Source organism: Cupriavidus taiwanensis LMG 19424 (genome assembly GCF_000069785.1).
GTDB lineage: Bacteria > Pseudomonadota > Gammaproteobacteria > Burkholderiales > Burkholderiaceae > Cupriavidus > Cupriavidus taiwanensis.
In genome coordinates, this window is the sequence record NC_010528.1 from 586,888 (window position 1) to 608,856 (window position 21,969).

A 21,969-nucleotide genomic window follows, 5' to 3' on the forward strand; every position below is an offset into this window, starting at 1 on the left:
GGCGCCCGCACGGCGGGCGCCCCTTCCACTGACACACGGAATACCGTTATGCGATGCATTGCACGGGCCCTGGCACATGCCATGGCGGTGGGCTGCCTGATGGCGGCCTGGGGAACACAGGCGCAGGCCGCCGCCGCGCAGGCGGACCGGATCCTGGTCAACGGCACGGTGCTTACCATGGACGCCGGCGATACGGTGGCGCAGGCCATCGCCATCCGCGGCGAGCGTATCGTCGCGGTGGGCGCCAACCCGCAAATCCGCCGCCTGGCCGGCCCGGCTACCGAGGTCATCGACCTCGGCGGGCGCACGGTGATTCCGGGGCTGATCGACACCCATATCCACGCCATCCGCGGCGGCCAGAGCTATGCCTTCGAGACCTACTGGTACGAAGGCGAGACCACCAGCCTGGCCGCCGGGCTGGAGCAGTTGCGACAGACCGCGCAGGCGCGCGGCCCGGGCAAGTGGGTGGCCGTGACCGGCTCGTGGCACCCCGACCAGTTCACCGAGAAGCGCGCCCCCACGCCGGCCGAGCTGACCGCGCTGCTGCCCGACAATCCGGCCTACGTGCAGTACCTGTACGACTACGCGCTGGTCAACGCCAAGGCGATCGAGGTGCTCAAGCTCGACCAGCCCGATGCGCTGCCGCCCGGCATCCGCATGGAGCGCGACAGCGACGGCCGTCTCACCGGCCGGGTCTTCGGCGCGATCCGGCCGCTGTCGGCGCTGTTCGGGCGCATCCTGGCGCAGAGCCAGGTCGACCCCAAGGCCAGCCTGCAGGCCTTCTTCGGCCGGCTGAACAGCCTCGGTGTTACCGCGCTGATCGACCCTACCGCCGGGCCGGGCGCCGCGTACGATCCGCTGTTCGCGCTGTGGCGCGAAGACAGCCTGTCGCTGCGGGTGGGCTACCGCATCCCGACGCTGGTCGCGGGCAACGAGGCCGAGTGGTTCCGCAACACGCTGGCCTTCCTGCCGCCGCGGCTGGGCGACGGCAAGCTGCGCTTCCTGGGACCGGGCGAAATGCTGGTGTTCGGCATGGACGACGGCGTGAAGATGGGGCCCGGATTCCAGCCGTCGGCGAAGGACCGCGAGGAACTGCTCAAGGTGGCAAGCTTTGCCGCCAGCCGCGGCTATCCGGTCGAGATCCACGCCTATACCGACGATGCCGCCAGCGCGATCCTGGATGTGTTCGAGGAAGTGGGCAAGCGCCATGACCTGGGCAAGCTGCGCTGGGCCATGGCCCACCTGAACACCGGCAAGCCGGAAACGTTCCGGCGCATGAAGGCGCTCGGGCTTGCCTACACGGTCCAGATGGGGCCGTACTTCGAGGCCAGCGCCATCGGCCACGCCAACGACCACCATGTGGCCGAGGCCGCTCCGCCCGTGCGCCTGGCCCTGCAGCACGGGCTGAAAGTGGCCGGCGGCACCGATGCCACGCGTATCGGCATCCCCGGGGTCTGGCGCGCGCTGGAGTTCCACGTCGGCGGCTATTCGATCGGCAGGGAAGTCCGGCGCAAGGAGGACTTCCGGCTCTCGCGGCTGGAAGCGCTGAGGCTGTACACCGCCAACGCGGCCTGGATTTCGTTCGATGAGACTTCGCGCGGCACGCTGGAGGCGGGCAAGCTGGCCGACCTGGCGGTGCTCGACAAGCCCTACCTGACCGTACCGGTTGAAGACATCCATCGCATCCGTTCGGTGCTGACGATGGTCGACGGGAAAGTGGTGCATGGCGACGGCGCCTTCGCCGCGCGCCAGGCATTGGCCCCGCGAGCGCAGCGCAGGCCATAAGCATGCCGCACCTGACCGTCGAATACACCCGCAATCTTGCGCCGGTTGCGCGCATCGATGCCTTGCTGGCGGGGCTGAGCGCGGTCCTGCTTGCGCAGCCCGGCGCGTTTGCGCCAGGCGGCATCCGTGCGCGCGCGGTTTGCCTGGAGTCCTACCGCATGGCCGACGGCAGCGGCGACGATGCCTTCGTCCACGTGACGCTGGCGGTAGCGGCGGGGCGCCCGCAAGACGTGCTCGACCGCACCGTCACCGCCATGTTCGATTGCCTGACCGCGCATTTCGCCGAGCCATACCGGCGCCGGTATCTGGCGCTGTCGCTGGAGTTGCGGGAGTTTGCCGGGGCCTATCGCAGCCTTAACAACATTCACCAGCGCTACAGCACCACGGCTGCATAGGGCAGCGGCCGCGTTCCACCACAACGACAAGACAGCCCAAAAGAGGAGACAGCAAATGAAGTTCGGAACCATGGGGGCCGCGCTGCTTGCGTTGGCCCCGACGCTGGCCGCGGCGCAGTCCGTGACGATGTACGGCGTGATCGACACCGGCGTGGAATACGTGAACAAGGTCGGTGCGGGCGGCGACAGCCTGGTGCGCATGCCGACCCTGACCGGCACCGTGCCGTCGCGTTGGGGCCTGCGCGGGACCGAGGACCTGGGCGGCGGGCTCAAGAGCGTGTTCGTGCTGGAGTCAGGCTTCGCCCCGGATACCGGCGGTGCCAACCAGGGCGGTCGGCTGTTCGGGCGGCAAGCGCTGGTCGGGCTGAGCGGCAAGTGGGGGCAGCTGTCGCTGGGGCGTCAGTACACCATGCTGTTCTGGGCCAACCTGGACTCGGACATCCTTGGCCCTAACGTGTACGGCGCGGCATCGCTCGACAGCTACCTGCCGAATACGCGTGCCGACAACGCGCTGGCCTACAAGGGCACCTTCGGCGGCCTGACCATTGGCGCTACCTACAGCTTCGGGCGCGATGCGGTCAACGCCGGCCCCAGCCCGGCCGGCACCAATTGCGCGGGCGAGAACCCGGCCAGCAAGTCTGCCTGCCGGGAATGGTCGGCGCTGATCCAGTATGAGCACAAGGGCTGGGGCGTCACCGCTGCCTATGACTCGCTGCGCGGCGGGCCGGGTGCATTCGGCGGGCTTGGCAACAAGTCGCTGAGCGATGATCGCCTGTCGCTGAGCGGCTACGTGCTGTTGTCGCGCGCCAAGCTGGGCGTGGGCGTGATCCGCCGCGACAACGAAGGCAGCGCGACGCCGCGCAGCCAGCTCTGGTACGGCGGCATGGCCTACGACATTACGCCGGCTTTCACGCTGGCCGGGCAGGTCTATTACCTCAAGTTCCACGACAGCGCCAACAAGGCCATGCTGTACGCGGTGCGTGGCGCCTATGCGTTCTCCAAGCGGACTTCGGTTTACGCCACGGCGGGATTTATCGATAACGGGGGGCAGCTGGCGCAGTCAGTGAGTGCCGGGGCGGCTGGGTCCAATCCCAGGCCGGGGGCGTCGCAGTTTGGCACGATGGTGGGGGTCAAGCACGTGTTTTAGGAAGGCCTGTCCGGGCTGGGGCTGCATGGCATCTAAGCCAAACAGCCAGCCCTCCTAATCGCCTTCCGCCATCTCCGCCAGCAGCCGGCTATTCGGCCAATCCCCCTCCACCGCCAGATCCCTCGCCACCCGCCTGAGCGTCTCCATCACCGCAAGCGAAGCCCGCGACGGCGGCCGCGCCGCGGCATAGCCGATCATCCGATGCAGCTCCAGCCCCCGGATCGGCACTGCCTGCAGCCGCTGCGCCTGCAGTTCTTCGCGTATTGCCGCGGCAAAATGCACCGTCCAGCCGAATCCGCGCGCTACCAGGCGCCGGGCTACCTCGATCGATTCCACTTCCATCGAGACCTGCAGCTCCAGCCCCTGGCGCGCCGCCAGCGCTTCCAGCGCCAGCCGCACGCCTGACTTGGGCACGCCAGTCAGGATCAGCGGAAGGTCCTGCAGCTGTTCCATCTCCACCGGCCCATCCCCCAGCGCGGTATCGCCCCACGGACCGATCGCGCACAGGCTCTCCGCCACCAGCGGCACCGCCGAAACCCCGGGGCTCGATACCGGCCCGCTCAGCAGCGCGACGTCGAGCGTGCCCTGCAGCAGCGCATCCTGCAGCGCGGGCGCGAAATTCTCCACCAGGCGCAGGCGGATCTCCGGATACTGCTCGCGCAGCGCTTCGGCCAGCGGGATGAACAGCAGCGGCGCCAGCGCCGGCGTCAGTCCCAGCGCCACCAGCCCGCGCGGCGACGCGGCGAGGTCGGCGATGTCCACCTTGACCTGATCGGCGTAGCGCAGCAGGAAGGACGCGCGGTCCAGCAGCACCAGGCCTTCTGGCGTGGGCGTGGCGCCGCGCACGTGGCGCTCCAGCAGGCGCACGCCCAGTTCTTCCTCGAGCAGCCGGATCTGTCGGCTGAGCGCGGGCTGCGCGATATGCAGCGCCGCCGAGGCGCGGCCGAAGTGCTGCAGCGTGGCCAGCACCTTGAAGTAGCGAAGTTGTCGGAGGTCCATGGCGTAGCTCTACTGCGGTGAACGTGCGCAATCGATTGCACAAAATTTCCAAAAAAAGCGCCCTCGGGCGACGAATGCCGTTCAGTTAACCCCTGTTCGTTCCCGCGCAGGCGGAAACCCAGTGACTTCCAAAAAACGCCGGATTCCCGCCTGCGCGGGAATGACGGTAGTGTCTGATTCCTTAACTGAACGGCATTGCCTCGGGGCGACCGCCTTACACGGGCCGAGTCGAAGCCCGCACCACCAGTTCGGGCGCCAGCAGGGTCCGCGCCGTGGTGGTGGCGCTGCCGTCCAGTGCCCCCAGCATCAACGCGGCGGCGCGCGTGCCCATCTCGTAGAATGGCACGCGGATGGTGGTCAGCGCGGGAGACACCGCATGCATCAGCAGCATGTCGTTGTGTCCCACCACCGACAGGTCCGACGGGCAGCTGCCGCCGGCGGCGCGCACCGCCGCGTAGCAGCCCAGCGCCAGGAAATCATTGGCGGCCACCACCGCGGTGATGCGCTTGCGGCGCGACAGCAGCTGCGCGCAGGCGGCCTGGCCCGCCGCTTCGGTGTAGGCCGGCGCGCGCACCACCGGGCAGTGCGACGCAGCCAGGCCCAGCTCCGCCACCGCCTGCAGGAAGCCTGCTTCGCGCTCATGGCCGGTCGAGAGATTGACCGGTCCGGCCACATGACCGATGCGCCGGTGGCCCAGCGCGTGCAGATGGCCGACGGCGAGCGCCATCGCCTGGCGGTGGTCGCCGACGATGCTGGAAACGCGCCCGGCATCGTCGCTGCGGTTGACCATCACCAGCGGAACGCCCTGCGCCAGGCAATGGTCCACCACCGGGTCGTTGCGCTCGGCGGTGGCCAGGATCAGGCCGTCGACCTGCCGCGCCAGCAACTGGTCGACGATAAAGGTCTGGCGCGCCTTGTCGCCGCCGGCATTGGCCACGATCGGGATATAGCGGTGCCGCGCCAGCGCGTTCTCGATGCCGAGCACGATCGGCGGAAACACCGGGCTGCCGATGTCCGGCACCACCACGCCGATGGTGCCCGAGCGCCGCGTGCGCAGCGCCGCGGCAATGCGGTTGGGCGAGTAGTGCAGGTCCTGTGCCGCCTTCAGTACGCGGGCCACCAGTTCGTCGCCGATGCGGTGGCGGGTCTGCGGATTGAGCACGCGCGATACCGTCGACGGATGCACGTCGAGCGCCTGGGCAATCTGCTTGATGGTGGGTTTGCTCATCGCTGTGTGCCATGTGCGGCAGGCGCTGCGCCATACCGCCTGGTTATCGGGATACCGGCAAAAAGTGGATTGGACGCAAGGCCGCGGCGGTTCCTACAATCGGCCCGGATGCCAGCAGGCCTTGCGCTTGTCGTGCAATCGATTGCATTGTAATCTGCCCGGGCGGCATTGCCAAGCCGCAGCCGGCCCGGGCCAGCAACAGGAGAGACAGAGATGAAAGCAGCGGTATCGTTCGCGGGCCAGGCGCCGGTGTACCAGGAGTTCGACGACCCGGTCGCCGAACCCGGTACGGTGGTGGTCAAGGTTTCCGCGTCCGCGCTCACGCGGCTGGACATGGCGATTGCCGAAGGCCGCCACTACATCAAACCAGGCGCGGGCCGCTTCGTGGTGGGGCGCGAAGGCGTGGGGCGCCTCGCCGACGGGCAGCGGGTCTACTTCAATGTCAATGCGCCGCGCGCGCCGTACGGCTCGATGGCGCAGCGCGCGCTGGTGGACCCGGCGCTGACCTTCCCGGTGCCGGACGGCATCGACGACGCCCGCGCGGCCGCGCTGGGCAACGCCGGCCTCGCGGCGTGGCTGCCGCTGTCGTGGCGCGCGCACATGCAGCCGGGCGAGACCGTGCTGGTGCTTGGGGCGACCGGCATCTCCGGGCTGCTGGCGGTGGCCGCGGCCAGGCTGCTGGGCGCCGGCCGCGTCATTGCCGCCGGGCGCGACGTACGCGCGCTGCAGCGTGCCCGCCGGCTGGGCGCGGACGCGGTGGTGCCGCTCGACCAGCCGGGCGACCTGGTCGACGCCTACCGCAATGCGGCCGGCGGCAGCGTCGATATCGTGCTCGACTACCTGTGCGGCGCGCCCGCCGAAGCCGCATTGCTGGCGCTAGGCCATGGCGGGCGCCTTGTCCATATCGGCACCACGGTCGCGCCGACCATCACCTTTGCCGGCGCTGCCGCGCGCCAGGCGTGCTTCGACATCATGGGCTTCGCCTACTACCACGCGCCTATCGAGGCGCAGGCGCAGGCCTACGCCGAGCTGTGCCGGCATACCGCCGCCGGGCGCATGGAGATCGACATCGTCGCCGAGCCGCTGGAAGCGGTCGGGCGCGTGTGGGCGGCGCAGGCGCAGGGCGCGCGGCAGCGCTTCGTGCTGGTGCCCTGAAGACGCGTCATGCCTGGCGCAATGGTCCGCGCAAGATCCTCGAGCCGCCGTCGACCGGCCGGTTCACGCCGGTCGCGAAGCCGGCATCGCCCCCGGCGAGCGAGGCAATCCCCTTTGCGATGTCCCCAGGGCCAGGGTCGGGCTGCCTGGCGTGATGCGTCCACGGTAGCCCTGGTTGCTGAAGCGAATCAGCGGCCCTTCGCGTCCGGCACGCGGGTCTGGTCGATCGAGGCCCCGCCGCTGCCCGTTCGCGGCTTGCCGTGCAGGCCGTCGCGGTCGACCTTGCCGGCGCTTTCCGAGGCCGGTTTGGGCTTGTCGCGGCCGGGCAGGCCGCCCGCGGTGTGCGGCTCCTTGGGCACGTCGCCGAGATCCTTGGCCAGCCCGCCCGGGTTGGTGGGTGTGGCGCCCGGTGTGCTGCCCGGTGCCACGCCGGCACCCGGCGGCGGTACGGTCTGGCTGCCCTTGGGGCCCTTGTCGGTACGCACGCCGGTTTCGGGCGGCTGCGCCAGGGTGCCGCCGGCGAACGCGCAAAGCAGCGCAATCGCTGCGGCGCGTGGGATCGTGAATTGCATCTGGATACTCCTGTAACGCGGGCGTTCCGCTGTGTAAAGCGGTGTAAAGGGGGCATGCTGGTACGGCAAAAGCATTTGCCGGGCCATCCCGCACGCTGCAGTGCCCGGTCCGGCAACGGACCGGCGCAACGCACTTTCTACAAGCGCCGGCGGTTGTTACAAGGTGGCGCCGGCGTCGGGGGGCGCGGTTCCGGCCCGCGCGGTCCCTGGCCGCCGAAATCCGTGCGGGAACGGAAGTTGCGCGCACTTCGGGCGTTGGCCGCGATAGCGGCCCACCTCACCGGAGGCGTCATGAAGCACAGCAAGCACGATACGTCGAACGATCCGGCGCTGGATCGGCGCCAGGGCCTGGATGACCGTGAACTGAAGGAAAACGCCGCGGACAACCAGCGCGCGCGCGAACGCGCCAGGGCCGATTGGGAGCATGCGGCATCACGCCGCAAGGACGGAGAGAAAGGGCGCAAGCCGGACCAGGCCGGCAAGGGCGAGATGCCACCGGGCGTGAAGGCGCGTGACCTGCACGATCCCGGCAGCCGGGATCCCGACGCGCCGCCGACTGTCAACCGGTCCTGATTCCGCTCACGGCTTCCCGCCGCGTGCCAGGCGCGCCGCTGCCTGCAGGCTGCGCACGATGCGGTCGAAGGCGGCGGCACGCGCCTCGTCGCTGCGCTGGCGCAGGGCAAAGGAGGGGTGGTAGGTAGCGATGACCAGCCGCCCTTCATGCTCCACCGGCGTCTCCATCATGCCCGCCAGCGTTACGCTCTTGCGGCCCAGCACCGCGCGCGCCGCGGTCGCGCCCAGCGCTACCACGACTGTGGGGTGCACCTTCTCCAGCTCTCGTTCCAGCCAGAGGTTGCAGGCCTCGATTTCCTGCTGCGCCGGCGATTTGTGCAGCCGGCGCTTGCCGCGCCACTCGAACTTGAAATGCTTGACCGCATTGGTCATGAAGAGCTTGTCGCGATCCAGGCCCGCGGCCTGCAGCGCTTCATCCAGCAGGTGTCCGGCGGGTCCGACGAAGGGCGAGCCTTGCAGGTCTTCCTGCGAGCCCGGCTGCTCGCCCACCAGCATGATGCGCGCGTGGGCCGCGCCGGTGCCGGGCACGCCCTGCGTGGCGTTGCGCCACAACGGGCAGCGCCGGCATTCGTTGAGTTCGCCGCGGCTGACAGGGGGCTTGTTGCGTTCGGGCATGACTGATGCAATGGGGCGGCGCGCGCGGTGCGCTGCTGCCGGTTTGCAGCAGGTTTCACGCCATGGCAGCCGCGCGGGGCCGCCCCTGCGCCGTCACCGCCGCTGCCACATCGGTATGGAACTTGCCTTCTCCCAAGACCCCGCGACGGCCACGCCACGGCAAGCCGCGCCGGGTTCCCTGCCTTGCCGCATCAAACGCCTGAGGCCTGAACCGCGCGCATGTCCCAGACCATCCGCCCCGCTTCCCGGCGCCGCATTGCCGCCGAACTGTTCCGCGCGATCTGGCGCTTCCGCGCCCGCGTGCTGGTCGCGGTGAGCCTGCTGCTGCTGGCCAAGGCCTGTGCCGTGGCCGTGCCGCTGATGCTCAAGCTGGTGGTCGACGAGGTCACGCCGGCCGCGGCCGGTACCGATGCCGCGCGCCTCGGCCTGGTCGCGATGCCGGTGTTCCTGGTGCTGGCCTATGCCATCCTGCGGCTGCTCGGCAATGCCTTCAGCGAGCTGCGCGACGTGGTCTTTGCCTATGTGACGCAGAGCACGGTGGCGGCCTTCATGGAGCGCGCCTTTGCGCACCTGCATGCGCTGGGCGCGCGCTTCCACGCGCAGCGTGCCACCGGCAGCGTGATCCGCGACCTGGAGAAGGGCACCGCGGCGATCGGCTTCCTGCTCGGCGTGGCCGTCTTCACCATCGTGCCGACGCTGATGGAGATCGTGTCGGTGCTGGCCATTATGATCGGCGCCTATGGCGCGGCCTTTGCCGCCATTATCCTGGGCGTGTTCGTGCTGTACGCCGGCTTCACCTACGTCTTTACGCAGCGGCGCATGCGCGTGCAGCGCCAGGTCAATGCGGTCGAGGCCACCACCAACAGCAAGGTGGTGGACAGCCTGCTCAATTACGACACCGTCAAGTTCTTTGCGCGCGAGTCCTTCGAAACCCGGCGGCTGTCGGAGATGCTGCAGCGCTGGGTCGGCATCAGCGTGGAAAACCAGTATGCGCTGTCGGCGCTGCATATCGGGCAGAGCCTGTGCATTGCCGTGGGCGTGGGCGCCGTGATGCTGCTCGCCACCCAGCGGGTCATCCAGGGTTCGCTGTCGGTGGGCGACCTGGTGCTGATCAACGCCTACATCATCCAGGTGGTGCTGCCGCTCAATACACTGGGCTTTATCTTCCGCGAATCCAACGACGCCATGACCAACGTGGAGCGGCTGTTCGCGCTGCTCGACGCCCACGGCAAGCCCGGCGAGGACAGCGACGCGCCGGCCGCGCGCCCGCTGCGCGTGAGCCGCGGCGAGATCGTGTTCGACCGCGTCAACTTCAGCTATGACCCCAGCCACCAGACCCTGTGGGACGTCAGCTTCCGCGCCGGCGCCGGCCAGACCGTGGCGGTGGTGGGCGGCAGCGGCTCCGGCAAGTCGACCCTGGCGCGGCTGCTGTTCCGGCTGTACCAGCCGGACAGCGGCAGCATCAGCATCGACGGACAGGACCTGCGCCTGGTGACCCAGCGCAGCCTGCGCGAACTGATCGGCATCGTGCCGCAGGACACCATCCTGTTCAACGACACCATCGCCTACAACATTGGCTATGGCCGCGAAGGCGCCACCCGCGCCGACATCGTCGCAGCGGCACGCGCCGCGCAGCTCGACGCCTTCATCGACCGCCTGCCCGACGGCTATGAAACCCAGGTGGGCGAGCGCGGCGTGCGCCTGTCGGGCGGCGAGCGCCAGCGCGTGGCAATTGCGCGCGCGATGCTCAAGCGCCCGCCCATCGTGGTGTTCGACGAGGCCACCTCGGCGCTGGACACGCGCTCGGAGCGCGCGATCCAGCAGGAGTTGTCCGAAGTCGCGCGCGGACGCACCGCGCTGATCATCGCGCACCGGCTCTCGACCATCGTCGATGCCGACCGCATCCTGGTGATGGAGCATGGCCGCATCGTCGAAGACGGCAACCACGCCACGCTGCTCGAGCGCGGCGGCATCTACACCCAGATGTGGCAGTTGCAGCAGCAGCAGCGCGAGCTGGAACGCGCCGAACGGCGCCTCGCGCTGCAGCCGGTGCGCCTGGAGATCCTGGTGGCCAGCGTGGTCGACGGGCTGCGCGAGCTGATTGCCGAGCGCCATATCAACCTGTTCACGGTGCAGAGCGAATCAGAGCTGCGCGTCACCGGCGATCCCGGCGTGCTGCAGAAGGCGATCTGGGAACTATGCCAGCACATGATCGCCACCATCGAGCCGGGCGGGCGGCTGGAGCTGCGGCTCGAGCGGCTTGACGGGCAGGCCGGCCTGCGGCTGTCCGCCACGCCGGGCGATCTGCCGCTGCCGGATGTGCAGGGCCTGCATGAATGGCTGGCCGAGCACGGCGTCACGCTGTCGGCCGACGGGCCCGCGCACGCCTACCAGATGCTGATGCCGATGCGCGCCGTGCAAGAGAGCGAACCGCGCCCCGCGCCGGCCGCGCCGCACAGCGCCGAAGCCGTGCCGGAGGCGCCGGATGCGCAGGCGCTCAAGGGCCTGCGCGTGCTGCTGCTGGACGACGACGAGCCCACGCGCGAGGTGCTGAGCGCCTCGCTGGAAGACTACGGTGCCCATGCGATTGCGCAGCAGCGTGGCGATGACGTGATCGCGCTGCTGGCGGGTACGCATCCGGGCCAATGGCCGCAGGTGCTGCTGTGCGACCTCGCGCTCGACGAGGAGGACGGCTACACCGTGCTGCGCCGGGTGCGGCGGCTGGAAGCGCAGATGCAGGTGCCGCTGGGCAAGCGCATGACCGCGATCGCGCTGTCCGGGCACGCCGAGCCGCAGGACCGCATGCGCGCGCTGATGGCCGGGTTCCAGCTGCACCTGTCCAAGCCCGTGCGGGTGGGCGAGCTGGTGGCGGCGATCCGTTCGCTGGCGGTGCGCGCCACGCAAGACACGCAGGAAGCGTAGCGCGGCCGCTACCGCTGCGCTTCAGGCGCGCGTCTCGTGCAGCCGGCGGCGCAGCTTCAGCACCTCCGGCGGGATCACGCGCCGCTCCTGCCATACCCAGGGCATGCCGCCCAGCACCTCGGCCAGGCCGCGCCATCCCTGGCAGCGCCACAGCTGCGGCAATGCCGCCGCGGTCTCGCCCAGCGCCACATGCCAGGGCAGCCGCAGCCAGGCGGACCAGATCGCATTGCGCGCGAGCAGCGAACGGCGCTGCGCCGGATTGCGCAGCGGACTGGGATGGTGGTGCACCACCAGTTGCGGCGCGTATACCAGCTGCCAGCCATGCGCAGCCAGGTCCAGCGCCAGCAGCGTTTCCTCGCCGCCGAGGAACAGGCGCGGGTGGTAGCCGCCGGCCTGCCGGAAGGCATCGGTGCGGAACGCGGTGGCGCCCGCCATCAGGCCCAGGATGGCGCGCCCCGGCAGCATGGCCGAGGGCAGGGGGCTGGCCGCCATGCGCGTGCAGGTCGGGTCTTCGCCGCGATGCTCGCCCACCAGGATACGCGCCGTCAGCGCGGCGACGCGCGGATGGCGCTCGAACATGGCGCACGCCGCCGACAGCGATCCGGGCGCCCACCAGCAGTCGTCATCGCAGAAGGCGACATAGCGGGTACTGGCCCAGTCCGCGCCCAGGTTGCGGCCGGCCGCGCCGAGGTTGTGCGCACTGCGCAGCAGCGCGGCGTGCGGGAACTCGCGCCGCACCATGGCCGCGGTGCCGTCGTCCGAGGCGTTGTCGACCACCGCGATGGGCGGGCGCTCCGGCAGCGCGCTCAGTCGCGCCAGCGCGGTGCGCACCGAATCGCGCCGGTTATGCGTCAGCACCACCACGCTGATGTCGAAAGGCCCGGAACAATGGCTGGCAGGGGAAGCAGATGTGGGAATCGGCATCGGGAATTTGCTTGGCTCAGTCATGACCGGCGCCTGCCGGCTCCAGTATCCAGTAGCGTTCGGGCGCGCACAGGTCGCACAGCTTGTCTTCGCTGAACAGCTGCAGCTGGCTCTGGTACGCATTCAGCGCGTAGCTCTTCTGCGTCAGGTACTGCGTCACGGGCAGGTTGACGGGGGTGGCGCGCAGGCCGCTGTCCCCGCATTGCACCAGCCGTTGCTGCAGCAGGCCGGGCATGCGCCGGTAGATCGCGTCCTCGTAGTAGAGCCACTGCACCCGCGGGGCCGCCGCGGCCGCGGCCGGGGGCGCGCGCGGCGCGCTCCACGCCGGACCCGACGCATGCGCGGCCAGCATCAGCAGCCGGCAGGCGTCATGCACCAGGCCATGGTCGGAGTGAAACAGCCCGAGCGGAGCCACCACCACGCCTTCGGTCTGGGTCAGCAGCACGGTGTGCAGGGCGTCGGCAAGCTGTCGGGCGGTGTAGTGGCGGCCATACTGGCTGTCCCAGAAATCCAGCCATACCGCGTGCGCGCCCAGCATGGTCAGCGCGTGGTTGTCCTCGCGCCGGCGCGACAGCACCGCCTGCTCGGCGCTGGCGAAGCCGGCGGCCTGGTCCCAGTCAGGGGCCGGCATGTCGGCGGGCGGCACGCCCGCGAATACCGTCACCACGCGCGCCGCGCGCGCCGCCGCGATCAGGCCGCCGCAACTGAACACGGCATCGTCCAGGTGCGGCGAGATCACGGTCACCGCGGCGGCGAGATCGACCACCATCGCCGTGCCCATGGCGTCCCCTCGCGCGCTCCGGCACGCCGTCAACTGAGCGCGGCACGCGCTTCGCGCGCGGTGGCCGACACCGGCACCACGTTGCCGGGCGCCCCTTCGGCATGCGCCTGGGCAGCGAGCCGCGCGGCAAAGTAATCCACGGTGCGGCGCAGCCCCTGTTCCAGCGCGGTGGTCGGCTCCCATCCGAGCAGCTGCCGCGCCAGCGTGATGTCGGGGCAGCGCTGGTGCGGGTCGTCGGCCGGCAGCGGGCGCATCTCGATCCGGGAGGGCGAGCCGGTGGCGCGCAGCACCGCCTGCGCAATTTCCAGCATGGTGGTCTCGCACGGGTTGCCCAGGTTGACGGGCGTGCCGCTCGCGGGAGCTTCCATCAGCCGGACCAGCGCATCGACCATGTCGTCGACATAGCAGAATGCACGCGTCTGCGCGCCGTTTCCGTAAACCGTCAGCGGCTGCCCGGTCAGCGCCTGGGTGATGAAATTCGATACCACGCGGCCGTCGGCGGGGTGCATGCGTGGCCCGTAGGTGTTGAAGATGCGCGCGATGCGCACGTCCAGTCCGTGCTGGCGGTGATAGTCCATGAACAGGGTCTCGGCGCAGCGCTTGCCTTCGTCATAGCAGGAGCGGATGCCCACCGGATTGACATGGCCCCAGTACCCTTCCTGCTGCGGATGGTGCTCGGGGTCGCCGTAGACTTCGCTGGTGGACGCCTGCAGGATGCGCGCCCTGAGCCGCTTGGCCAGTCCCAGCATGTTGATCGCGCCGTTGACGCTGGTCTTGGTGGTCTGCACCGGGTCGTGCTGGTAATGCACCGGCGAGGCCGGGCACGCGAGGTTGTAGATCTCGTCGACTTCCACGTACAGCGGGAAGGTGACGTCGTGGCGCAGCAGCTCGAAATTGGTCCGGCCCAGCAGGTGCGCGATGTTCTCCTTGGTGCCCGTGTAGAAGTTGTCCACGCACAGCACGTCCTGGCCGGCGCGCACCAGCCGCTCGCACAGGTGCGAGCCGAGAAATCCCGCGCCGCCGGTGACCAGGATGCGCTTGCGATCGCTTTCCTTCATTTCCGTTCTCCTTGGATTGGCTTGCTTGTGCGGGCGTGCCGCGGTGCCGGCGTCAGGCCGCCACGCGGCGGGCCCCCGCCTGCAGCACGGGCGCGCCGGCGCAGACGCGCGCATAGACCGCCTCCATCTGCCGCGCCACTCCGGCCCAGGTGAAATGCGCCTGCGCGCGGCGCCGGCCCGCTTCGCCGAGCTTGCGCGCCAGCGCGGGGTTCGCGGCCAGTTGCGCGAGCCGCGCCGCCAGCGCCGCCGGGGCCTTGGGCGGCACCAGGAAGCCGGTGTGCCCGTCCACCACCGTGGAGCGGATGCCGCCGACGTCCGCGCCGATCACCGGAGCCCCGCACGCCATCGCTTCCACCGGCGTGATGCCGAAGGGCTCGTACCACGGGGTCGTCACGAAGACATCCGCGGCGCTGTAGAACAGGCGCAGCGTGTCGCGCCCGCGCCGGCCGGTAAACACCACGCGTTCGGCCACGCCTTCGGCGCTGGCTACCTCCTGCAGCCTGCCGATTTCCGGGGTGGCCTGCACACTGGGCTGCTCGGCGTTGCCGCCCACCACGTACAAGGTGGCATCGAGGTCCGTGTCGCGCCGCAGGCAGCCCAGCGCGCGGATCACGTTGTCGATGCCCTTGCGCGGCACCAGCCGGCCCAGCTGCAGCACGCGAAATCCGTGCAGCGGCCAGCCCAGTGCGCGCCGTGCCGCGTCACGCGGCACCGGCGCGAACTCCGCGGCATCGAAGCCGCACGGCACGGTCTGCACGCGCGCCGGATCGGCGCTGTACAGGCTGACGAGGTCGTCCAGGTCTTGCGGACACTCCGCCACCACGCAGTCGGCCTCGCGCACCAGCGTGTCCTCGATGGCGAAGCGGTCGTCGGGGAAGCCGTCGGTGCTGCCCTGGTGCAACCTGCGCACCTTGCCCAGCGCGTGGAAGGTCATCACCAGCGGTATGCCCAGCGTGTGGCGGGCCCGTAGCGCAGCCAGCCCGGACATGAAGAAGTTGGCATGGAGCACATCGTAGCCGGTGGCGTCGCGGCGCACGAAGTCGGCCAGGAACGCGCCGAAGTCCTCCATATACGGCAGCAACTGTTCCTTGGGGATCTGCACCGGCGGTCCGGCCGTGACATGGATCACGCGTACGTTGGGTGCGAACGCCACCACTTCTGGCAACAGCGCCTTGTCGCGGCGCGTGAACACATCGACCTGATAGCCGCGGCTGCCAAGCTGCCTTGCAAGATGCGCCACATAGATGTTCTGCCCGCCGCAGTCGGTACTGCCGACACTGGCGAGTGGCGAGGCATGTTCGCTGATCAGCGCGATCTTGCGCATGGTGGGCTCCGGTATTTTGCGGCCGCCCGCAACGCAGGGTACCGGCCAGGAGGTGGTGGCCCCTGCAGCTAGCGTGCCAGTGCGGCACGGACAATCCCACAAATCTTGCTGCCGATCGGGGAACCGATGGAGAAGCGATATAGCGGTTCTCGTTGAGAGCGAGAACCGCATAGCCCAGAAGACGCACCAAGGGCGCCATCGGGCGTTTTGGTCATTCTTACGCCGCCCCTTTGTAATTTGCGCTTACCGGTCTTTCACTTGCGACCCCGCGTTGCGCAGCGTTGCAACCGGCCCGATGTTTGCTGCGTCGATGGCGCTCATGCAGGCCTTGCTGCACGCACTGGCCGACCGCCTGCCCTTCAACCATCGATGGAGTTGCCCATGCCCATGACCCCCGCTGCGGGCCAGCCGCCCCGCGCTTCCCAGGCCGGCGCCAGCCGCTTCAGCGATCCCGCCGCGGCGCGGCGCGCGGTGGAACTCGCGCTACCGATGCTGCAAGCCTCGCTGCGCGACAAGGCTGTCGGCGAAAGCGGCTGCATGCATGTCGTCGTGATGGATCCGACGCTGCAGCCGGGCGATTGCGCGTTCGAGGAAGCGATTCTCTATGAGCATTCGCTGCCGTCGCGAGAAGCCTGGGATGCCGACTACAGCCGCTATGCGCGCGCCAAGGCCAGCCTGAGCTGGCGCACCGGCATGGCCAGCGCGCAGGTAATCCACTGCAGCCCCCACCGCCTGCGCAGCGATGACACGCTGCTCGGCGGTGCCGCCGTGGTGGACGGCATCGTGGTCGCCGTCAGCGGTGCCAATGCGTGGTACGACGAGGCCTTTGCCGGCTGCGTGGCGATGCTGCTGCGAGCGGTGGCGCAAGGGTCTTGCGCAAGCGCGCAGCCGGCCGGCTGATGGGCCGCTGATGGCCTGCGGTCTGCCGCACCGGTGCGTTCGCCTGACTGTTGGCACACATTTCGCACCGGCAGCAAGCCTGCGCACCTGGAAATTCCTGTCCTGAACGCAGCATGCCGCAGCCGGCAGGGTGCCAGCACCGATGTCCGATTCGTTGTCCGAATCACTGTTCACCACACACCGATCGCCAGGGAACCACCATGCAAACTTCGCCTCCGCCACGACCCGCCGCGTACACCGAGTCCGCCATGCCGCTGCAGGACCGCACCTATCTGGTCAGCGGCGCGGGCAGGGGCCTGGGCGCCGCCATCTGCCGCACGCTGAGCGCCGCCGGCGCCGCCGTGATCGTGGCCGATATCGACGACAAGCTTGCGCGCGACAGCGCCGGCGGCCTTGCCGAGGCCGGCGCGCAAGCGTGGCCGCTGCATCTGGACGTCTCCGATCCCGCCTCCGTGCATGCCGCCTTCGAAGCCGTGCGCGCGCGTGGGGCGCGCCTCGACGGCATCGTCAACAACGCCGCCATCGATATCACGCTGCCGGTGGATGAGGTCGATGCCGAGACCTGGCGCAAGGTGCTGATGGTCAACCTGTACGGCCCCTATCTGATGACGCATGCCGCCGTGCCGCTGCTGAAGGCGCAGGGCGGGGGGCATATCGTCAACATCGCGTCGACCGCGTCAAAGCGCGCGTGGCCCAATGCTTCGGCCTACCACGCCACCAAGTGGGGCCTGCTTGGCTTCTCGCACGCATTGCACGCGGAACTGCGCCCGCACGGGATCAAGGTGTCGGCCATCGTGGCGGGCGGCATGCGTACGCCGTTCCTGCTCGACCGCTTTCCCGATATCGATCAGGGCAACCTGCAGGATCCGGCCAATGTCGCCAACGCAGTGCGCTTCGTGCTGACGCAGCCCGATGAAACCGTGATCCCCGAGGTGATGGTGCTGCCGATGAAGGAGACCTCGTGGCCATGAGCTCCGCCAGCGCTTCCGGACGCCAGCTCAGCGCCGCGGTGCTGCTCGACAAGGACGGCACCGTGCTGCACGACGTCCCCTGCAACGTCGATCCGGCGCGCATGCGGCTTGCGCCAGGCGCGCCCGCCGCGCTGCGGCTGCTGGGCGGCCTGGGCGTGCCGCTGGTGGTGGTGACGAACCAGCCCGGGGTGGCCCATGGCCTGCATACCGAGGCAGAACTGGTGCCGGTGCGCGATCGGCTGGCGGCGATGTTTGCCGAGCATGGCGCCGTGCTGGCCGGCTTCCTGTATTGCCCGCATCATCCTGAAGGGCGGGTCGCTCCCTACGCGCGCGCGTGCCTGTGCCGCAAGCCCATGCCCGGGATGCTGCTGCAGGCCGCCGCGGCATGGCGGCTCGATCTGGCGCGGTCCTGGATGATCGGCGATATCCTGAACGACGTCGAGGCCGGCAACCGCGCCGGGTGCACCACCGTGCTGGTCGACTGCGGCAACGAGACCGAATGGCAGCTGTCGCCCGCGCGCCAGGCTGACTACGTGGTGCGCACGCTCGACGCCGCCGCGCGCCTGGTGGTTGCGCGCATGCGGGCCGCGGACCCGGCCGGCGCGGCAGCATCGAAGGCCGCGTCGCCATCCCATGCGGAGGCGCCATGAACTGGCAATCCGCGCGCAGCGTGCTGTGCGTGCGCCTCGATAATATGGGCGACGTGCTGATGAGCACGCCGGCGATGCAGGCCCTGGCCGAGGCGCTGCCGGGCCGACGGCTGACATTGCTGACTTCGCGCAGCGCGGCGGCGCTGGCGCCGCACCTGCCGATGGTCAGTCGCGTGCTGGCGTGGGACGCACCGTGGGCCAGGCACACCGAGGCTCAGGTGGCACCGGCTCCCGGACCGGAGATCGCCGCGTGCGCGCGCTGGCTGGCGCGCTTCCGTTTCGACGCGGCCGTGATCTTTACCGTCTACAGCCAGAGCCCCCTGCCCGCCGCGGTGCTGTGCGCGCTGGCGGGCATTCCGCTGCGGCTGGCCTGCTGCCGCGAGAACCCGTACACGCTGCTGAGCGACTGGATTCCCGACACCGAGCCGGGCACGCTGCCGGGACAGCGTCCGCGCCACGAGGCGCAGCGCCAGCTCGACCTGGTGGCGCAGGTGGGAGCCGTCGCGCGCGATACGCGCCTGCGTTTTCGCGTGCTGGCGTCGGACCGCAGCGCCGTCGCGGGGCGCCTGGCCGCGATCCGCGGCGGACGCAGCGGGCCGGTGGTGGTGGTGCATCCCGGCGCCAGCGCGCCGTCGCGGCGCTGGCCGCCGGCGCGCTTTGCCCAGGTGGCGCACGCGCTCGCGGTGAAAGCCGGTGCGCACGTGCTGGTGACCGGTGATGCCGCCGAGCACGACATCGTGCGCGCGGTCTGCGCCGCTGCCGGCCACGCGCGCGTGGTGCCGCTCGCCGGCGCCTTGCGCCTGGGCGAAATGGGCGCGCTCATCGAAGCCGCCGACCTGCTGGTGTCGAACAACACCGGGCCGGTCCACCTCGCCGCCGCGCTGGGCACGCCGGTGGTGGACCTGTACGCGCTGACCAACCCGCAGCACACGCCGTGGCAGGTGCCGCACCGCACGCTGTTTGCCGATGTGCCGTGCCGCTATTGCTACAAGAGCATGTGTCCGCAGGGGCACCATCGCTGCCTGGAAGATGTGCCGGCCGCGCACGCGGTGCAGGCCGCGCTGGCGCTGCTGGGTGGCAATCCCGACAGCATGCCCGCGGTCGAACTGCCGTGGCCGGGCGTGGGCGCAGCCGCTGCGACGCCTCCTGAGTTCGATGCCGTGCCGGCGATGCCGGACGACAGTGCAACCCGCCACCTCCCACACGACGAGGCTGAACATGTACACCCTTGGCATTAACGCCGCCTACCATGACTCTGCCGCCTGCCTGGTGCGCGATGGCGAGGTCATCGCCGCGGCGGAGGACGAGCGCTTCACCCACATCAAGCACGGCAAGCGCCCGGTGCCGTTCACGGCGTGGGAGCTGCCGTTCCACGCCATCGACTATTGCCTGGCCGAGGCCGGCATCGCGCTGCGCGACGTCGACCATGTCGCCTATGCCTTCGATCCCGCGCTGATGCTGGGCGCGCGCCGGCATGACGCCACCGTGACGCTGCCGCTGGAGCCGTCGGCGCACGGTGCCGCCAGCGGGCATGAGTCGCCGTGGGACCCGCTGTTCCTGTCGTACGTGGTCAACGCGCCGCGGCAACTGGCCAGCGGCGCGCCGCACCACCTGGCCGCGCGCTTCCGGGGCGTGCGCCACGACGGGCCGTTCCGCTGGCATTTCGTCGAGCACCACATGGGGCATGAAGCCAGCGCTTTTCTGGCGGCGCCGTTCGCGCGCTGCGCAGTGCTGACCATGGACGGGCGCGGCGAGCGCGCCACCACCAGCTACGGCGTGTTCGACGGCAAGGCGTACCGGCGCATCAAGCAGATCGACCTGCCGGACTCGCTTGGGCTGCTGTACGAACGCGTTACGCGCCACCTGGGCTTCCTGCATTCGTCGGACGAGTACAAGGTGATGGCATTGGCGTCCTACGGCAAGCCCGCGCATCTCGGCGTGTTCCGCGACATGGTCCGGCGCGATGCCGAAGGCGGCTACCGCGTGTCGCAACCGGACCTGGCGGCGTTGCTGGGGCCGCCGCGCCAGCGCGGCGAGGCCTTCGGCGCCGCGCATTTCGATATCGCGCGCTCGCTGCAGGAGGTGCTGGAGGAAACCGTGGTCGGCATGACCACCTGGCTGGCCGAGGCCACCGGCGAACGGCACCTGGCCATGGCCGGCGGCGTGGCGCTGAATTGCGTGATGAACGCGCGCGTACGTGACCAGAGCCCGTTCGACGAGGTCTGGGTGCAGCCCGCCGCCGGCGACGCCGGCACCGCGCTGGGCGCGGCGCTGTGGATCGACTTCCTGCAGCGCGGACGTCCGGCGCGGCAATGGTCGATGGAACACGCCTACCTGGGGCCGGCATATGGCGAGGACGAGATCGCGGCCTTCCTCGACTGGGCCAGGCTGCCTTACCGCCGGCTCGACGACCTGGCAGGGCAGACCGCCGAGCTGCTGGCGCAGAACAAGATCATCGGCTGGTTCCAGGGTCGCATGGAGTTCGGCCCGCGCGCGCTGGGCGCGCGCTCGATCCTGGCCTCGCCGATCGATCCCGGCATGCAGCAGCGGTTGAACCAGATCAAGGACCGCGAAGACTTCCGCCCGGTGGCGCCGGTGGTGATGCAGGAGCGCGCCGCGGACTGGTTCAGCGCGGCCAAGCCCGGCCGCGGCGAGGCGCCGTTCATGCTGTTCATCTACGACGTGCGCCCCGAGCAGGCGGCGCGCATCCCCGCGGTCTGCCATGTCGATGGTACCGCGCGCGTGCAGACTGTGCGCCGCGAGCAGAACCCGGCCTACTATGACTTGCTGGCCGCGTTCGAGCGCCGCACCGGCGTGCCGATCCTGGTCAATACCTCGTTCAACACGCGCGGCGAACCGATCGTGTGCACGCCGCGCGATGCGGTCGAGTGCTTCTGGACCTCGCCGCTGGACGCGCTGGTGATCGGCCCGTTCCTGCTGGAGAAGCCTGCGGGAGGTGCCCATGCAAAGGCCTGAGCCACGGGTATCGGTGGTGGTACCTACCTGGCGCCGCCCGGCGCTGCTGGCGCGCTGCCTGCAGGCGCTGTGCGCGCAGCGCCTGCCCGCGCAGGACTACGAGATCCTTATCGCCGACGATGGCTGCGAAGCCCGCATCGAACGGCTGGTGGCGCTGATGGCCGCGCAGCATCCGCATCATGCGCTGCGCTATGTGCCAGTGCCCGGCACGCAAGGGCCGTCGGGCGCGCGCAATGCGGGCTGGCGCCGCGCGCTGGCCCCGGTGATCGCATTCACCGACGACGACACCGTGCCGGAGCCGGGCTGGCTCGAAGCCGGCTGCGCGGCGCTGGCGGGCCAGCCCGAGTGTTGCGCGGTGGCCGGCACCGTGACCGTGCCGCTGCCGGCACGGCCCACCGACCACGAGCGCGATACCGGGGGTCTCGCGCACGCGGAGTTTGTCACCGCCAATTGCTTCGTCCGGCGCGATGCGCTGCAGCGCATCGGCGGCTTTGACGAGCGCTTCACGCGCGCCTGGCGCGAGGATTCGGACCTGCAGTTCCGGCTGATCGAGCAGGTTTGCCCGGTGGGGCGCGCGCCGGCGGCGGTAGTGGCCCATCCGGTGCGGCCCGCCGCGTGGGGCAGCAGCATGGCGGCCCAGGCGAAGGTGTACTTCGACGCGCTGCTGTACAAGAAGCATCCGCGCCTGTACCGGCAGCGCATCCGGCGCGTGCCGCCTTGGCATTACTACGCGACGGTGCTGGCGCTGCTGGCCGCGCCGATCGCGTGGCTGGCAGGCGCGCCCGCCGTGGCCGCGGCAGCGGGCCTGTCGTGGCTGGGATTTACCGTGGCATTCTGCGCGCGGCGCCTGCGCGGCGCCGCGCTGACGCCGGCCCATGTGGCCGAGATGGCCGTCACCTCCATGCTGATACCGCCGCTGTCGCTGTACTGGCGGCTGCGCGGCGCGCTGGCGTTCCGGGTGGTGTTCCTATGAATGCATGCGTCGAGCCGGTCA

At 70.0% G+C, this 21,969-nt stretch carries 20 protein-coding genes; 12 read left to right on the forward strand and 8 right to left on the reverse strand.

The features are described from left to right. Positions 1-48 precede the first annotated feature (48 nt). Genes RALTA_RS02785 through RALTA_RS02795 form a run of 3 tightly spaced genes read left to right on the forward strand, consistent with a single transcriptional unit; the run spans position 49 to position 3,327 of the window. On the forward strand, positions 49-1,785 hold the full coding sequence (locus tag RALTA_RS02785) for an amidohydrolase (RefSeq protein ID WP_012351894.1): 1,737 nt from the start codon (positions 49-51) through the stop codon (positions 1,783-1,785). Positions 1,786-1,787: 2 nt separating this feature from the next. Further along, positions 1,788-2,180 carry a 5-carboxymethyl-2-hydroxymuconate Delta-isomerase gene (locus RALTA_RS02790; RefSeq protein WP_012351895.1) on the forward strand — a complete coding sequence of 131 codons (393 nt, stop codon included), beginning with the start codon at positions 1,788-1,790 and terminating at the stop codon, positions 2,178-2,180. A gap of 55 nt (positions 2,181-2,235) precedes the next feature. Next, entirely contained in the window at positions 2,236-3,327 is a 1,092-nt protein-coding gene (locus RALTA_RS02795) for a porin (protein WP_012351896.1), read from the forward strand. 54 nt (positions 3,328-3,381) lie between these two features. Here the strand turns inward: RALTA_RS02795 and RALTA_RS02800 are convergent, their stop codons facing one another. Both RALTA_RS02800 and RALTA_RS02805 read right to left on the reverse strand, forming a co-directional pair. Continuing rightward, complete coding sequence (locus RALTA_RS02800) at positions 3,382-4,326, reverse strand: LysR substrate-binding domain-containing protein (protein ID WP_012351897.1); 945 nt, start codon at positions 4,324-4,326, stop codon at positions 3,382-3,384. Positions 4,327-4,540: 214 nt separating this feature from the next. Further along, positions 4,541-5,554, reverse strand: coding sequence for a LacI family DNA-binding transcriptional regulator (locus RALTA_RS02805; RefSeq protein WP_012351898.1), 1,014 nt, complete (start codon positions 5,552-5,554; stop codon positions 4,541-4,543). 213 nt (positions 5,555-5,767) lie between these two features. Here RALTA_RS02805 and RALTA_RS02810 point away from each other — a divergent pair, with 213 nt between their 5' ends. Then, positions 5,768-6,709 carry a quinone oxidoreductase family protein gene (locus RALTA_RS02810; RefSeq protein ID WP_041232058.1) on the forward strand — a complete coding sequence of 314 codons (942 nt, stop codon included), beginning with the start codon at positions 5,768-5,770 and terminating at the stop codon, positions 6,707-6,709. A gap of 188 nt (positions 6,710-6,897) precedes the next feature. On the opposite strand, the gene RALTA_RS02815 is transcribed toward RALTA_RS02810, so the two are convergent. Then, the gene (locus tag RALTA_RS02815) at positions 6,898-7,281 is read right to left on the reverse strand and encodes a hypothetical protein (RefSeq protein ID WP_012351900.1); all 384 of its coding nucleotides are present in this window, start codon (positions 7,279-7,281) and stop codon (positions 6,898-6,900) included. Between the two features lie 291 nt (positions 7,282-7,572). On the opposite strand from RALTA_RS02815, the gene RALTA_RS02820 reads away from it, so the two are divergent. Further along, positions 7,573-7,854, forward strand: a complete 282-nt coding sequence (locus RALTA_RS02820) for a hypothetical protein (RefSeq protein ID WP_012351901.1) — start codon at positions 7,573-7,575, stop codon at positions 7,852-7,854. A gap of 6 nt (positions 7,855-7,860) precedes the next feature. Here RALTA_RS02820 and RALTA_RS02825 read toward each other — a convergent pair whose 3' ends face one another. After that, positions 7,861-8,469: a UdgX family uracil-DNA binding protein gene (locus RALTA_RS02825; RefSeq protein WP_012351902.1), complete on the reverse strand. Its 609-nt coding sequence runs from the start codon at positions 8,467-8,469 to the stop codon at positions 7,861-7,863. A gap of 219 nt (positions 8,470-8,688) precedes the next feature. On the opposite strand from RALTA_RS02825, the gene RALTA_RS02830 reads away from it, so the two are divergent. After that, entirely contained in the window at positions 8,689-11,391 is a 2,703-nt protein-coding gene (locus RALTA_RS02830; RefSeq protein ID WP_012351903.1) for an ABC transporter transmembrane domain-containing protein, read from the forward strand. A 21-nt stretch (positions 11,392-11,412) separates the two neighbouring features. On the opposite strand, the gene RALTA_RS02835 is transcribed toward RALTA_RS02830, so the two are convergent. The 4 genes from RALTA_RS02835 to RALTA_RS02850 are packed head-to-tail and all read right to left on the reverse strand — an operon-like array spanning position 11,413 to position 15,478. Beyond that, the gene (locus tag RALTA_RS02835; protein ID WP_012351904.1) at positions 11,413-12,315 is read right to left on the reverse strand and encodes a glycosyltransferase family 2 protein; all 903 of its coding nucleotides are present in this window, start codon (positions 12,313-12,315) and stop codon (positions 11,413-11,415) included. A 16-nt stretch (positions 12,316-12,331) separates the two neighbouring features. Further along, on the reverse strand, positions 12,332-13,096 hold the full coding sequence (locus RALTA_RS02840; RefSeq protein WP_012351905.1) for a PIG-L deacetylase family protein: 765 nt from the start codon (positions 13,094-13,096) through the stop codon (positions 12,332-12,334). 29 nt (positions 13,097-13,125) lie between these two features. Then, positions 13,126-14,154: a UDP-glucuronic acid decarboxylase family protein gene (locus RALTA_RS02845; protein ID WP_012351906.1), complete on the reverse strand. Its 1,029-nt coding sequence runs from the start codon at positions 14,152-14,154 to the stop codon at positions 13,126-13,128. A gap of 52 nt (positions 14,155-14,206) precedes the next feature. Beyond that, positions 14,207-15,478: a glycosyltransferase family 4 protein gene (locus RALTA_RS02850; protein WP_012351907.1), complete on the reverse strand. Its 1,272-nt coding sequence runs from the start codon at positions 15,476-15,478 to the stop codon at positions 14,207-14,209. A 387-nt stretch (positions 15,479-15,865) separates the two neighbouring features. Here RALTA_RS02850 and RALTA_RS02855 point away from each other — a divergent pair, with 387 nt between their 5' ends. The 6 genes from RALTA_RS02855 to RALTA_RS02880 all read left to right on the forward strand — a co-directional run bounded on the left by RALTA_RS02855 (position 15,866) and on the right by RALTA_RS02880 (position 21,948). Further along, on the forward strand, positions 15,866-16,378 hold the full coding sequence (locus RALTA_RS02855) for a hypothetical protein (protein ID WP_012351908.1): 513 nt from the start codon (positions 15,866-15,868) through the stop codon (positions 16,376-16,378). 200 nt (positions 16,379-16,578) lie between these two features. Next, positions 16,579-17,349 carry an SDR family oxidoreductase gene (locus RALTA_RS02860; protein WP_012351909.1) on the forward strand — a complete coding sequence of 257 codons (771 nt, stop codon included), beginning with the start codon at positions 16,579-16,581 and terminating at the stop codon, positions 17,347-17,349. Further along, positions 17,346-17,999: a D-glycero-alpha-D-manno-heptose-1,7-bisphosphate 7-phosphatase gene (locus RALTA_RS02865; RefSeq protein ID WP_012351910.1), complete on the forward strand. Its 654-nt coding sequence runs from the start codon at positions 17,346-17,348 to the stop codon at positions 17,997-17,999. Before RALTA_RS02860 ends, RALTA_RS02865 begins: the two co-directional genes overlap by 4 nt. Further along, positions 17,996-19,237 carry a glycosyltransferase family 9 protein gene (locus RALTA_RS02870; RefSeq protein WP_012351911.1) on the forward strand — a complete coding sequence of 414 codons (1,242 nt, stop codon included), beginning with the start codon at positions 17,996-17,998 and terminating at the stop codon, positions 19,235-19,237. The genes RALTA_RS02865 and RALTA_RS02870 overlap by 4 nt, the downstream gene beginning before the upstream one ends. Next, the gene (locus RALTA_RS02875) at positions 19,218-20,975 is read left to right on the forward strand and encodes a carbamoyltransferase family protein (protein WP_012351912.1); all 1,758 of its coding nucleotides are present in this window, start codon (positions 19,218-19,220) and stop codon (positions 20,973-20,975) included. Before RALTA_RS02870 ends, RALTA_RS02875 begins: the two co-directional genes overlap by 20 nt. Next, entirely contained in the window at positions 20,962-21,948 is a 987-nt protein-coding gene (locus RALTA_RS02880; RefSeq protein ID WP_012351913.1) for a glycosyltransferase family 2 protein, read from the forward strand. Before RALTA_RS02875 ends, RALTA_RS02880 begins: the two co-directional genes overlap by 14 nt. Positions 21,949-21,969 lie beyond the last annotated feature (21 nt).